Below are 12,567 nucleotides of genomic sequence, written 5' to 3' on the forward strand. Positions count from 1 at the left end.
ATTTCCGTGTCGCGAGCCAGCTTGCGCGTCGCCAGCCAGATTCCGCGTCGCCAGCCAGCTTGCGCGTCGCCAGGCAACACCTACGCCCCGAGCAGCACCTGAGACACTGCCGCGGCCACTGCGGCCTTGATGCGCGCGTGCAAGGGACGCAGCTCCGAACGGTCCGTGCGTACTTCCACGATGGCGCGCCCCTTCAAAGGCGAGGCGAGCACGGCGGCGAGCTCCGCCGTCGTACTCACCGAAGTGTGCCCGACGCCGTATGCCGCCGCGAGCGCTGAAATGTCCACGCTGTGCGGGGTGCCGAAGAGGCGCTCGACGGCGGTGCCGTAGCCGCCGTCGTCCTCCACCTTGCCGTGCTCAAGGAGGCCGAAAATGCCCCCGCCGGCGTCGTTGAGGACCACGATGCGCAGGTCCGGTCCTGGTTCTCCGGCTCCGAGGAACAGGCCTCCGGCGTCGTGCAGGAAGGTGACGTCGCCCAGGAGGAGGGTGGTTTCGCGGCCCGCGCCGAGGGCGATTCCCGTGGCCGTCGAGATGGTTCCGTCGATGCCGGCGAGGCCGCGGTTCGCGAATACTGTGGCGAGGGGTTCGGGGCTGGGCTGTCCGGCAAGGTCGACGTCGCGGATGCCGTTGGAGGAGCCCAGGACCAGCTGCCCGCGCGCGTGCTTCCAGACGGCGGCTCCCACGGCGGGTCCGTTGGCTGCGCGCTCTGCCTCGAGGACGCCGTCGAGCGCGTGTTGGGCCGCGGCACCGGCCAGGAGCCAGGCGTCGAGCCAGTCATCCGAGCCACGGCCGGCGAACCCTGCCAGTTCAGTCAACGAATCGAAGCGTTCCTCGCGACGCCGGCCGTGCTCGTACCAGGCCACCGGAACGGGCTCATACATAGCGGCGGGGAGGTCGTTGCGGGCCAGGAGGGCGGCGACGGGCCGGGACAGCGTAGGCCGGCCGAAGACCACCACCCGCTCGATCGGCAGCGCAGACCCGGGCCCAAAGTTGTCCAGCATGAGGCGATACGGCCCGACGGCGTTGGGACCGAAGCGCGCGTTGGACGACGGTTCGGCGAGCAGGGGAAGGCCGTGGGCGCGGGCGAACGCCTCGGCGACCGGGCCGCCGTCGTGCCCCGCCAAAACCACCGTGCGCCGTTCCGCCAGTTCGGCGGAAGCGGGGGGCATGCTCAATGGTTGGGGACCGGAGTCGTAATGGAAAACTCCGTGGCCCTTGGTGGCGGGCAGCGCCTCGCCTGGTTCCGGAACCAGCGGCTCGCGGAACCCCAGGTTGAGCTGCACCGGGCCGGGTGGCGTGTCCTCGAGGGCGCCGGTGGCCGCGTAGATGGCGGTCTCGACGGCCCGCTGCGGGTTGCTGCCGGCGGCGATGTCGACGGCGAAACGAACGTGTTCGCCGAAGAGGTCCAGTTGGATGGTGGTTTGGTTGGCCCCGGTGCCGTGGAGCTCGGCGGGGCGGTCGGCCGAAAGGACCACGAGGGGCACGGCGGCGTGGTTTGCCTCCATGACCGCGGGCAAAAGATTCCCGACTGCGGTGCCCGACGTGGTCAGGACCGCCGCCGGAGCGCCCGTCGACAAGGCCAAGCCCAGTGCCGTGAATCCGGCCGATCGTTCGTCGATCCGGACAAGGAGGCGGACATTCCCGGCCGCTTCGGCCTCGGCGAGTGCGTACGCCATGGGTGCTGATCGCGAACCGGGAGAGACCACCACGTGCCGCACACCGCCGTCGAGCAACGCCTTGACGGCGATACGGGCAGCGGCGAGGGAGCTCAGGGAGCCTTGCGAAGTCACCGCACCAGTCTATTAGCGGTGCCTCCCTCCAAACGCTCGCTCACCTATGGGGCCAAAACCCCAAACGCTCGCTCACCCATGCAGACATAGGTGAGCGAGCGTCGGCCGAAAAACCCACATAGGTGAGCGAGCGTCGGCCGAAAAACCCACATAGGTGAGCGAGCGTCGGCCGGCGAGCGTCGGGCGAAAACCCCCTCGGGCGTCGGGCGGCAGGCGACAGGGCGGCGGGGAAGAGACCTAGCCGTCCTTGCGGAAGACCTGCACGATCGACGGACGCGGGGCGCGCACCTGGCCGGGGGCCGGGGCGGCTCCGGCGCCCACGTAATCCGGGAAGAAAGAGTGCGGGGCGTCGAATGTCCCTTCCTCACCCGGGTGCTGCACGGCGACGAACACTGTCCGCTCGTCGTCGTGCACGATCGGTCCACAGGTCTCGGCATCGCGCGGTACGGCGAGGAACTGCTCCACCTTGCCGCGTTCGCGGCCGGCCAGGGTGACTTTGAACAGCCCGTCCGCATACCCGATCGACGACGGCGCGCCGTCAGTGGCGATCCACATATAACCTGCCGAGTCGAAAGCGACGTTGTCCGGGCAGGAAATGGGCGAGACCTTGTCCGCCGGGAAGCCCGAGAAATACGTGGAGGAGTTCTTAGCCGGATCTCCACAAACCATCAGGAGGGTCCAGTTGAAGCGCGTGGAGGTCTGGTCCCCGGTTTCGGTGATTTCCACGATGTGGCCGTCCCGGTTGAGCGTGCGCGGGTTGGCCTCGGTGGCGCCTTCCTTGCCGGGCTTGCCCCGGTCCGAGTTATTGGTGCAGACCACGTAGACCTTGCCGGTGGCCAGGTTCGGCTCGACATCTTCGCAGCGGTCCATCTTCGTGGGACCGACCTTGTCCGCGGCGAGGCGGGTGTAGACCAGGACCTCGGGGACGGACATGCCCGGAACTGCGGAGGCGCCGTCGACCACCAAGGGAAGCCATTCACCGGAACCGTCGAACGCGCCGTCGGAGGGCAGCGCACCGTTCCCAGTGATTTCAGAAGCGGGAGAATCGCCGGTGAACTTGGCGACGTAGAGGTCGCCTTCGGAGAGGAGGTTCATGTTGTTCCGGCGGGCCGCGACCGAATCGCCGGGCATGTATTTGCCCTTGGAGACGAACTTGTAGAGGTAGTCGAAGCGCTCGTCGTCGCCCATGTAAGCCACCACGCGGCCGGAGGCGGCAACAATCACGTTGGCGCCTTCGTGCTTGAAGCGGCCCATCGCGGAGTGCTTCTTGGGTGTGGAGGAGGGGTCGAACGGGTCGACCTCGACGATCCATCCAAAGCGGTTGGCCTCGTTGGAGTAGCCGGCGTTGTTGGTGTTGAAACGCGGTTCATCCAGTTCCCACTTGCGGGCCGTTGGCTTGTTCGAGAGGCCGTAGCGCTTGTCGCCCGCAGAGGTGCCGGGAGCTACGAAGTAGCCGTTGAAGTTTTCCTCGCCGGAGAGGATGGTCCCCCAGGGAGTGGTGCCGCCGGAGCAGTTACCCAAGGTGCCCTTGATGGCCCGGCCGGACGGATCGTCGATGGTCTTGACCAAGTCCGTGCCCGCAGCGGGACCGGTGAGCTCATACGTGGTGTCGGTCAGGAAGCGGCGATTGAGCGGCGCACCCTTGACGTAGTTCCACGGCTTGTTCTTGTTCTTGCGCTCGAGTTCAACAACCGTGAGCCCGTGCGCGGCACGCCCGATCGCACGCGCCTCGGCAGCCGCCAAAGTGACCGGGAACATGATGTTCTCGTTGGTGTACTCGTGGTTGGTGAAGAGCACGGCACGGCGGTCCTTGGAATCCGGGATGGGCAGGATGTCCGTGTAGTCGTTGTTGTAGCCGAACTGGCGGGCCTGCGCCGCTGCGGTCTGGCCGTTCAGCTCGAAGGCCGGCGAGTCGGCAAAGAGCGGATCGCCCCAACGGATGATCGGCTGCCACGCGAAACCGTCCGGCACGGTGAACGCGTCCACGGTGTAGTCGACCGGCTTGATCGGCGCGAACTTGAGCTTGGCCTTGTCGAAACCCGCCTTTGCGGCTTCGGACAGGCCAACGCCGCCGGCTTCGGGAACGTTGGCAGGCAGGTTGCCGCCCAGCACGACGGCGAGCGCACCGACGGCGCCGAAGCCCAGGGCGGCGCGGCGGGACACGGCCGCGGACGCGATGTCGCGGAAGTAGGGGTTGGAGCTCGTGTTGCACACCTCGCCTGAGCAGGCGTTGTCGCACTTCAGGGCGCACGTCACGGGGCTGCGCTTGCCCTTGGTATGGCCGAGCATGGGGAGCAAGTCGAACTTGCGCTTTGTTGATTCAGACATGGGAAATACCTCCGGGGATTGAGTGATTTCCCCACCCTTACAGGGCCAGCGGAATCCGAGAGGACGCTCCGGTAAAGTTCCGGTGAATTCCCAGCCTTTTCACAGCAATCTATGCTTCAAGGAGTGCGTGCACGCGCCGGAGCCGGTCCAGCCACCAGTCGCGACGTTCAGCGGTGGCCGCATACTGCTCCAGCAGCCCCTCGTCGGCGACGGCTTCGCGAATGCGGATGGCGCCGTCGTCGGGCACTAACGGATCCTGCGTAATGTCCGAGCCGAACAGCCGCACGGTCCCCAGCCCGCATGCGAACGGCAGCTCCGGCAGCGCAGCGGCGAGCGCGAGCCCCGCACGGATGCCCACCGAGGTATCCAGCGCCGAGCTTACGACGGCGGGAAGCCCGGCTTGCGCCACGATGTCCAGCGCGCGCCGCACTCCCCCAAGCGGCGCCACCTTGACCACGATCAGGTCGGCCGCTCCCGCGCGGGCCACCTTGAGGGGATCGTCTTCCTTGCGCACGGATTCGTCGGCGGCGATGAGCACGGGCGTGCCCTGCTTCGCGAGCCGCCGGCGGACTTCGGCGAGGCCCTCGATGTGGGGCACGGGCTGCTCGGCGTATTCGAGCCCGACGGCGGAGAGCCGCCCGAGTGCCTCAACCGCCTGCGCCACGTCCCAGCCCGCGTTCGCGTCCACGCGGATCGCGGCGTCCGGCAGGGCGTCCCGGACTGCGGTGACGCGCGCGACGTCGTCGGCCAGTTCCTGCCCGTGCTCGGCAACCTTGACCTTGACGGCGTCCACGCGGCCGAAGCGCTCCAGGACCTCGGCCACCCGGGCGGCCGGTACGGCGGGGACGGTCGCGTTGACGGGAATGGTGTCCCTCAGCGGCGGCGGAAAACCCTGCCATGCGGCTTCGACGGCGGCGGCGAGCCAGCGGGAAGCCTCGGCGTCGCCGTACTCGGGAAACGGACAAAACTCGCCCCATCCGGCCGGGCCGCGGAACAGGAGGGTCTCGCGCTCGGTGATACCCCGGAACCTGACCCGCATCGGCAGGCTGACCACTTTGGCTGTGGCAAGGAGCTCGTCGAGGGTGGGGAATGGAGGCATGGTTTCACTGTAACGTGGGGCGCCGCTAGGCCGGGTGGGGCGCCGCTAGGCCGGGTTGCCTGTTTGTGGCGGGGTGGGCTGTTTCGTGGCAGGAATAGTGGGCAGTTGATCGCCTGCATGGTCGACGATCGCATTGACGTAGCTGCTGAGCTCCCGGATGACCGCATCCGCGGGCCGCGCATCCGGCAGCGGGTGCACTCCCGTGACGAATAGGTTTCCACTCATGGTGACCATGCGCAGAACATGGATCGGAGACCCGGAACCGGTGATAGTGGTGACGTAGGCGAACGACTTCGAGCCATGAAGATCCATGTTCAACCGCATCAGGGACGAGTGTACGGATTGATTCCCCGAGCTAATAGTCACCTCGGTGCAATATCCGAGAACTTTGCCGATGCTGTACATGCCCTGCCAGAAATAGCCGGAATCGTCGGAGGAGGCCATGATGACGGACATATTCGCCTGGGGGCCAAGCACCGCGGCCGCCGTCGGGATTCTGTAGTCGAGCAACTCTCCTGCTTTCAGGAGGTCCCGGCAATTGGCGGGATCTGTGGTCATGTCGGCGGGCCCGACTGCCATCGAATCCTGCATGTCCTGAATTGCCGCCTCATCAATGAGCCGGGACATCACGCCGTCGGGAGCGCGGAGGTTGCCGAGCAACGCCTGCAGCTCTCGCGACGATTGGACCCGCGTTTGGGTACCACTGCTTGTAGTTGGTGCCGCGGATGGCTTGGAGCTCGGAGGGGCGGAGGACGTCCCGGCTGGGGCCAGCGGCCTGGCGGCAGTTACATCGAACACGCAGGCGTTGAGACTCACTACCACCGCAGCTGTCAGGACGATCGTAGCCATTTGGCGCAAGGAAAAAATCGGACCCACCCCCATAGATCAGAACACCGGAACTGCCCGGCACGCCCAACGATACCGCTTTGCGTTCGGCTCGAAGGGCGTATATCTGAGCGAGGGTTCGGCTCGAACGGCCTATATCTGAGCGAGCGTTCTGCTGACACACAGGGCCCCCAAACGCTCGCTCACCTTTGGGGTGTTTTCGGCAAACGCTCGCTCACCTTTGGGGTGTTTTCCACAGACGCTCGCTCACATGATGTGAGCGAGCGATCCCGGTTTTGGCCATATATCTGAGCGAGCGTCGGCTTGGAACGTCGGGAACGCGGACCGGAACCACTCCTCACACGCGTTAGGTAGAATGCAGCAAGAAACGGAACCACCTCCGGAGGAGCACGCATGCAGCGCAAGGCCACAGCACTCGACGTCGCCAAACGGGCGGGCGTCTCACGGAGTGCGGTGTCGCTGGTGCTCAACGGCCGGGGGGACGGCAACGTGGCCAAGGAAAGCCAGGACCGCATCCGGCAGGCCGCAGCGGACCTGAACTACTCCCCCAACCCCATCGCGCTGAGCCTGCGGAACCAACGAACACGCGTGATCGGCATCGTGTCGGACGAGGTAGTGGTTAGCCCGTTCGACGGCAACATCATCGGTGGCGCCGACGACGTCGCCCGTGCCCACGGCTTTGTCACCGTGGTCATGGACACCGAGCGCGACGCCTCGCGTGACGAGAGCGCCGTCGAGACCCTGTTGGACCGGCAGGTTGACGGGCTGATGTACGTCACGGTCGGCTTGAAGCCGCTCGACGTGCCCCAGGGCATGCTGCGGGTCCCCTCGGTGCTGGCCAATTGCTACGACAGCAGCCCGGCCCCACGGCTGCACCACGTGATCCCGGACGAAGTTTCCGGCGGTCGGGAAGCCACCGAGCACCTCCTGCAGCTCGGGCATCGCGATATCGCATTCCTCGCCGGCGCCGCCACCTCCCCGGCTGTGCCGTTGCGCATCATGGGGCATCGGGAAGCGATGGCCAAGGCCGCCATCCCCGTCCGCGAAGACCGCGTGTTCATGGCCGGGTGGGACATCAACGACGGTTTCAATGGCGCTATGGGACTTCTCTCCGCCACCGGGCGCCCGACGGCGATTGTGTGCGCGAATGATCGCCTCGCCATCGGCGTCGCCCTGGCTGCCGCGCGGTTGGGCCTCGCCGTACCGCGCGACCTGTCGATCATGGGTTACGACGACGAATCCCGCATCGCTGCCACCATGGTCCCCGCACTGACCACCATGGCGCTTCCCTTGCGGGAAATGGGTGCCGCAGCCATGAGCATGTTGCTGGAGCAGATTGAGGATCCGGCCCACCGGCCGACGTCGGGCGGCGGCACCGGTTTCGAGGCCAACGGCGGCTTGGAAACCATGGTTCCCTGCCGTTTGGTGGTCCGTGAGTCGACCGGGCCTGTACCCGCTCTCTAGATCCGACCACTTTTGGCCGGGCCGCCATCGAGGAGTCCACGGAATTGCGGGGACCCCAGAGTGCGACACCGGCCAAAAGTGGTCAAAAGTTGAGTGCCCGACGGCGGCCTGCCGCCTATTCCGGCAGCTTCAGTTCCCAGACGTCCGCTTCCGCACCTTCGGGAAGCTCAAGGATCCATTCCTCGCCCAAGGCAGGATAGGCACGGAGTGTCGTGGCAACGGAACCTTTCCGATACACCTCCACCAACGAAGCATCCACGAAGATGCGGAGTTCCTCGCCCTCGGACAACGGCCCCGCAAACACGACTTGCTGTTCCGCGCCCGCAGCCAGGACCAGCCGAACCTCACCGGCTCCAGCAACAGTCCCAGCCGTCACAACTGCCTCGGCAAACGGCGGCAAGTCAACGGCCCCGGAAGCCCCGGCCGCAAGGACAGGACCCCGGTACGCGTCCACCTCAGGCGCAGGAGCAACCACCAATGCACCATCCTCAACCGAGAGGAAGCGGGGGTGGGTTAACACGCCTGCCCAGCCTGCGGCGTCGATCTCGTCTTGCGAACGGCCACGCCGGCCATCACGGCCCGGGCCTTCGTTGGCCCATCCCCACAACAGGGCGCGCGGCTCCGGCGTCGCCACAGACGTCGACCGCGAACCAGACGAAGACCCAGAACCCAGCTGAACGATCTGCGGGGCATAGAAGTCCCGGCCAAGATCGGACCTGCCGCCGGAACGAGGGACGAACACCGGCAGCCCAGTAGACGGGTCCTCAACAAGCGAGCCGATCAGGTGGCCCACCCCGTTGGCGTGCTCATGGTCGTCACCGGAGAGCCACAGGGAGAACATCATGACCCAGGTGTCGGCCCCGTCGGAAAGAACCCCGTCGGGACCCACCCCGTCGGAAGGAACCTGAACCAGTTGCGGGCACTCCCAGATCTCGGCCGGAGTGTACGTAGCCGCCACGGGGTTTTCGGTGGTCAGCCAAATGCCGTGGTACGTCCAGTCGGACATGTCCTCCACGGTGTACAGCAGCAAAGCAGCATGTCCATTGGCCAGCCCGGCGCCCTGCATGGCGTAGCGCTTGCCGTTGAAGTGGAAGATGAAAGGGTCGCGCACGGCTGTGACCAGGCCGTCGTCAGGCATGGAAGCGGCAATATGGCCGCCCTGTTCCCAGGTCACCAAGTCCGCCGAGCCCCGGGAAATCACCACCTGGGAGTGACCACCGTCGCCCCGCACGCCCGAGTACGCGGCGGTGGGGACACCGCCGTCGTCGGTTACCACACCGGTCCAGCAGCCGAACTCGTCCGGCCCGCCGTCCTGCGGGCGAAGCGCGACCGGGTGCTCATCCCAATGGACCAGGTCCGGGGAGCTGACGTGGCCCCACTGGATCCGATGGTGCCGTGCCGATTCCGGGTTGAACTGGAAGAACACGTGGTATCGGCCGTTGATGTAGCTGATGCCGTTGGGGTCGTTGATCCAGCCTTGCGCCGGCCGGGGGTGGAAGCGCGGGAAAGCCGGGTCCGGGTGGGTGGCCGCCGCGGCTAGAGCAGGGGCGGAGGATATGAGGTCCGTCATCGAAGTCCTTTCGGGGAAGTAGAAGTTATTTGCCGGTGCCGGCGGTGAGTCCATCACGCAAGGCGCGCTGGCCGAACATGAACACCACCAGGGCAGGAATCATGGAGAGGATCACGCCTGCGAGTACCACGGAGATGCTGCCCGTGCCGAGGTTGCCCTGCAGCGACACCAAGCCCAGCGGGAGCGTGAAGTTCTGCTCGGAGATGGTCAGGATGAGCGGGCGGAAGAACTCGTTCCAGTGGTAGTTGAAGGCCAGGATGCCCACGATCGCCATGCCCGGCATCGCCAAGGGCGCATACACGGAACGGAACGTGCGCCACGGCGAGGCACCGTCGATCGCGGCGGCCTCGCCCAAATCGGCCGGGAGCCCCAGGAAGTACTGGCGCATCAGGAAGGTGCCGAACGCCGTCGGGATCGCCGGAAGGATCAACGCGAGGAGCGTGTCGGACAAACCGATGCCGCGGATCAGCATGAAGACGGGAACGATCGTCACCTGCGCCGGCACCATCATGGTGGCCAGCACAATCGAGAACAGTGCCCCGCGGCCCCGGAACTTGAGGTTCGCGAACGCGTAGCCGGCGAGCGCCGCCGTGAACATCTGCCCGACGGCGATCAGTCCCGTCACGAGGGCGCTGTTGAGGACCAGCAGCATGATGTTGAGCTGCTTGAAGACCTGGTCGTACGACGAGAAATCGGGGTGGAGCGGAAGGAACGACGGCGGCAGCTGGAACGATTCCGCCGGTGGCCGCAGCGAGGTGGACAGGGTCCACAGCACCGGGCCGAGGATGAAAACGGACGCGATCAGGAGCAGCACGATTCGTCCCGCCATGCTCCAGTTCCGCTTCTTGCGGGGCGCGGGCCGCTGGGGAGCCAAGCGATCGACGTCGGCGCGCTGGGTTGAGGTTGTAGTCATGGCGGGCCTTACTGGTAGAAGACGAATCGTTTGCTGAGCCGGAACTGGGCGGCAGTGATGGCCATGATGATCAGCGTGAGGATGACGCCGATCGCCGAGGCCTGGCCGAACTCGAGGCGCTGGAACGCGGACTCGAAAATCACCATCACGGCGGTTCGCGTGGAGTCGCCGGGGCCGCCGCGGGTCAGGACGTAGGGCTGGTCGAACACCTGCAGGGCGTTGATGATCGCCATGACGGACGCCACCAAGGTGGTGGGGCTCAAGAGGGGCAGCGTCACGTGGAGGTGTTTACGCCAGCCCGTGGCGCCATCGATCGACGCCGCCTCGTACGTTTCGGTGGGGATGGACGCCAGGCCGCCGATGAACAACAGGAACGAGAACCCGAAGTTCTGCCACACGTACACGAGGATCACGACGGCGGCAGAACCGGCCGGCGTCGTCAGCCACGGGACGGCGGGGACGCCTACGAAGGACAAGAGCCAGTTGACCACGCCGAATTGTTCGTTGAACAGGTAGCGCATGAAGATGGACACCGACGCGGCGGACAGGATCAGCGGGAAGAAGAAAGCGCTGCGGAAGAAGACACGGAGCCAGGCCGGCAGCTTCTCCTGCACCATGATCGCCAGTGCTAGCGCGAGGCCGAGCTGAAGCGCGACGGCGACCACCACGAACAATATGGTGTTCAGGAACGAGACACGCACTGTGGGGTCCTGGACCACTTCGGCGAAGTTGTCGAACCCGACGAAGCTTGGCGCGGAAATAATGTCCCAGCGGAAGAACGCGAGGACCAGTGAAGCGACGATCGGCACGAGCGTGAACAGCCCCATGCCCAGGATGGTCGGAGCCAGGAACGCCCACGGCAGCCACCGCTGACGCTGTCTTCCGCTTGCCTCGCTCCCCGCTTCGACGCCGTTTCGGCGTTTGGGCCCCGCGCCGTTTCGGCGCGTTGCGGATGTGCGCGTGCTTGCCGTGCTCATGCCTGCCTCCTCAAGGCGATCTCAAGGTCGCGCTGCATGGAGGCGAGGGCCTGCTTGAGCTGGTTCTCATCACCGCTGACGGCCAGGGATACGTTTTTCATCAATGCGGTCTCGACGGCGGCCTGCTGGGGCGGTGCCGGAATGGGACCTGTGGTGGGGAATTTGTCGAGGGTGTCGTAGAAGACTTTCCAGTGTTTGGGTCCGCGGCCGGCGTACAACTGCTCGTTGACCATGGAACGGCGCGCCGGGGTGGTGTTCGGCGTCGGGAAGACCAAGCGCATGGCTTCCAGGCTCGAAGCGAACTTGAGCCACTCCCAAGCCGCGTCCTTGTCCTTGGCGGTCTTCATGATGGCGTAGCCGGCAGTGCCGAACTGGTGCCGCTGGGTGCGCCAGCGCGGGAAGAACTGGACGTCGAAGCCGTCTTCCTTCATTCCTGCTTCGTGGAGGCCTTCCACCCAGTAGCCGCCGGCCGGGGTCATGCCGATCCTGTTGGAGGCGAACAGCCCGACGAGTGAATTTCCGCCGCCTTCCTCGGGACGAACGCCCAAACCATCTTTGACGAGGCCACGGAGGTAGTCGAAGGACTCATACACGCGGGGGTCGTCGGCATTGGGTTCAAGCCACTGGTAGCCGCCGGAGCGCAGTCCGCGGGAAGGATCCTGGGCGTAGAAGCTGTCCCAGAGCCATTCGCCACCGGTGGACTTGGATTCCTTGAGGAAGCTGGTGTCGTTGGCATAGAGCCAGGGCACCACACCGCCGAAGAGCCTGTTGGTCCAGTAGTACGGAGTGAAGTCCTGCGGCCGCGCTTTCCGCATCGCTGCCAGGTTGTTCCGGAAGTCCACCTGGGTCCAGTTGTCCGCAGGACGTTCGAGTCCGGCTTGCTGCAATGCCGAGGTGTTGTAGTACATGTTGGCGGCGTTCCAGTCGATGGGAAGCTGGAACAGGCTGCCCTTGTACATGAACGCTTCCACGAGGCTCGGGTGGACGTCCGCGAAGTACTCCTTCATGTCCGCGGCGTCGCGGCGAAGGTACTCGTCCAAGGGGTGCGCGAGCTTCTCGGCGAAGAGCTGGGCACCTTCGGTGGCCACGTAGACCACATCCGGTGGCGTTCCTGCTGCCACCATGGTGAGGATCTTGGTGAAGAAGTCCTTCCAGTCCGCGGCCTGGATGGCCTGGACTTTCACCTTGATTTCCGGGTGCACCTTCGCGAACGCATCGATGACCCGCTGGCGGGCGGCTGCGTCCGCTGCGGTTCCCATGATGGCGATGCTGAGGCTGTTGTCGCCGCGGCCCGGGATGTCCATGCCGGTCAACCGCGGCCACGACGCCACCGTTGCTCCAACAATTCCCGCACCCAAGGCACCAAGGGCTGTCCTGCGTGAGATCTCACGCAGCTTCCCATTGCTTCCTGCCATGTCCAATTCCTTCCTAACACGTGTTAGGTAGCGTAAATCCATCACCTAACACGTGTCAAGCGTCACATTCGTGTTACGTGCCCCTCACCCTCCAAACCCTCGCTCACATAAGTGCCCCAAACGGCAAACCCTCGCTCACATAAGTGCCCCAAACGGCAAACCCTC

At 65.7% G+C, this 12,567-nt stretch carries 9 protein-coding genes; 1 reads left to right on the plus strand and 8 read right to left on the minus strand.

Annotated features, from left to right (window positions below):
- Positions 1-80: 80 nt before the first annotated feature.
- The 4 genes from menD to ABEA18_RS08185 all read right to left on the minus strand — a co-directional run bounded on the left by menD (position 81) and on the right by ABEA18_RS08185 (position 6,066).
- Positions 81-1,790, minus strand: coding sequence for a 2-succinyl-5-enolpyruvyl-6-hydroxy-3-cyclohexene-1-carboxylic-acid synthase (gene menD / locus ABEA18_RS08170; protein ID WP_345448744.1), 1,710 nt, complete (start codon positions 1,788-1,790; stop codon positions 81-83).
- Positions 1,791-2,027: 237 nt separating this feature from the next.
- Positions 2,028-4,118 carry a PhoX family protein gene (locus ABEA18_RS08175; RefSeq protein WP_345448745.1) on the minus strand — a complete coding sequence of 697 codons (2,091 nt, stop codon included), beginning with the start codon at positions 4,116-4,118 and terminating at the stop codon, positions 2,028-2,030.
- 109 nt (positions 4,119-4,227) lie between these two features.
- On the minus strand, positions 4,228-5,217 hold the full coding sequence (locus tag ABEA18_RS08180; protein ID WP_345448746.1) for an o-succinylbenzoate synthase: 990 nt from the start codon (positions 5,215-5,217) through the stop codon (positions 4,228-4,230).
- 45 nt (positions 5,218-5,262) lie between these two features.
- Positions 5,263-6,066 (minus strand): hypothetical protein, encoded by an 804-nt coding sequence (locus ABEA18_RS08185; protein ID WP_345448747.1) that lies wholly within the window; start codon positions 6,064-6,066, stop codon positions 5,263-5,265.
- Positions 6,067-6,456: 390 nt separating this feature from the next.
- Between ABEA18_RS08185 and ABEA18_RS08190 the strand changes: the two genes are divergently transcribed.
- Positions 6,457-7,527 carry a LacI family DNA-binding transcriptional regulator gene (locus tag ABEA18_RS08190; RefSeq protein ID WP_345448748.1) on the plus strand — a complete coding sequence of 357 codons (1,071 nt, stop codon included), beginning with the start codon at positions 6,457-6,459 and terminating at the stop codon, positions 7,525-7,527.
- Positions 7,528-7,642: 115 nt separating this feature from the next.
- On the opposite strand, the gene ABEA18_RS08195 is transcribed toward ABEA18_RS08190, so the two are convergent.
- The 4 genes from ABEA18_RS08195 to ABEA18_RS08210 form a co-directional block, all read right to left on the minus strand.
- The gene (locus ABEA18_RS08195; RefSeq protein ID WP_345448749.1) at positions 7,643-9,097 is read right to left on the minus strand and encodes a glycoside hydrolase family 32 protein; all 1,455 of its coding nucleotides are present in this window, start codon (positions 9,095-9,097) and stop codon (positions 7,643-7,645) included.
- 25 nt (positions 9,098-9,122) lie between these two features.
- A complete protein-coding gene (locus ABEA18_RS08200; protein WP_345449079.1) occupies positions 9,123-9,926 on the minus strand; it encodes a carbohydrate ABC transporter permease in 804 nt (267 codons plus the stop codon).
- Positions 9,927-10,018: 92 nt separating this feature from the next.
- The gene (locus tag ABEA18_RS08205; protein WP_345448750.1) at positions 10,019-10,987 is read right to left on the minus strand and encodes a carbohydrate ABC transporter permease; all 969 of its coding nucleotides are present in this window, start codon (positions 10,985-10,987) and stop codon (positions 10,019-10,021) included.
- Positions 10,984-12,402 carry an extracellular solute-binding protein gene (locus ABEA18_RS08210; protein WP_345448751.1) on the minus strand — a complete coding sequence of 473 codons (1,419 nt, stop codon included), beginning with the start codon at positions 12,400-12,402 and terminating at the stop codon, positions 10,984-10,986. The genes ABEA18_RS08205 and ABEA18_RS08210 overlap by 4 nt, the downstream gene beginning before the upstream one ends.
- Between the last annotated feature and the right edge of the window lie 165 nt (positions 12,403-12,567).

This window comes from Arthrobacter gyeryongensis (assembly GCF_039543785.1).
In the GTDB taxonomy this organism is placed as follows: Bacteria; Actinomycetota; Actinomycetes; order Actinomycetales; family Micrococcaceae; genus Arthrobacter; species Arthrobacter gyeryongensis.

What these genes read in the sequence shown, in the direction of transcription:
- ABEA18_RS08175 (WP_345448745.1), bottom strand. Translation starts at nt 4,118, where the DNA reads ATGTCTGAATCAACAAAGCGCAAGTTCGACTTGCTCCCCATGCTCGGC.
- ABEA18_RS08180 (WP_345448746.1), bottom strand. Translation starts at nt 5,217, where the DNA reads ATGCCTCCATTCCCCACCCTCGACGAGCTCCTTGCCACAGCCAAAGTG.
- ABEA18_RS08185 (WP_345448747.1), bottom strand. Translation starts at nt 6,066, where the DNA reads ATGGCTACGATCGTCCTGACAGCTGCGGTGGTAGTGAGTCTCAACGCC.
- ABEA18_RS08190 (WP_345448748.1), top strand. Translation starts at nt 6,457, where the DNA reads ATGCAGCGCAAGGCCACAGCACTCGACGTCGCCAAACGGGCGGGCGTC.
- ABEA18_RS08195 (WP_345448749.1), bottom strand. Translation starts at nt 9,097, where the DNA reads ATGACGGACCTCATATCCTCCGCCCCTGCTCTAGCCGCGGCGGCCACC.
- ABEA18_RS08200 (WP_345449079.1), bottom strand. Translation starts at nt 9,926, where the DNA reads ATGGCGGGACGAATCGTGCTGCTCCTGATCGCGTCCGTTTTCATCCTC.
- ABEA18_RS08205 (WP_345448750.1), bottom strand. Translation starts at nt 10,987, where the DNA reads ATGAGCACGGCAAGCACGCGCACATCCGCAACGCGCCGAAACGGCGCG.
- ABEA18_RS08210 (WP_345448751.1), bottom strand. Translation starts at nt 12,402, where the DNA reads ATGGCAGGAAGCAATGGGAAGCTGCGTGAGATCTCACGCAGGACAGCC.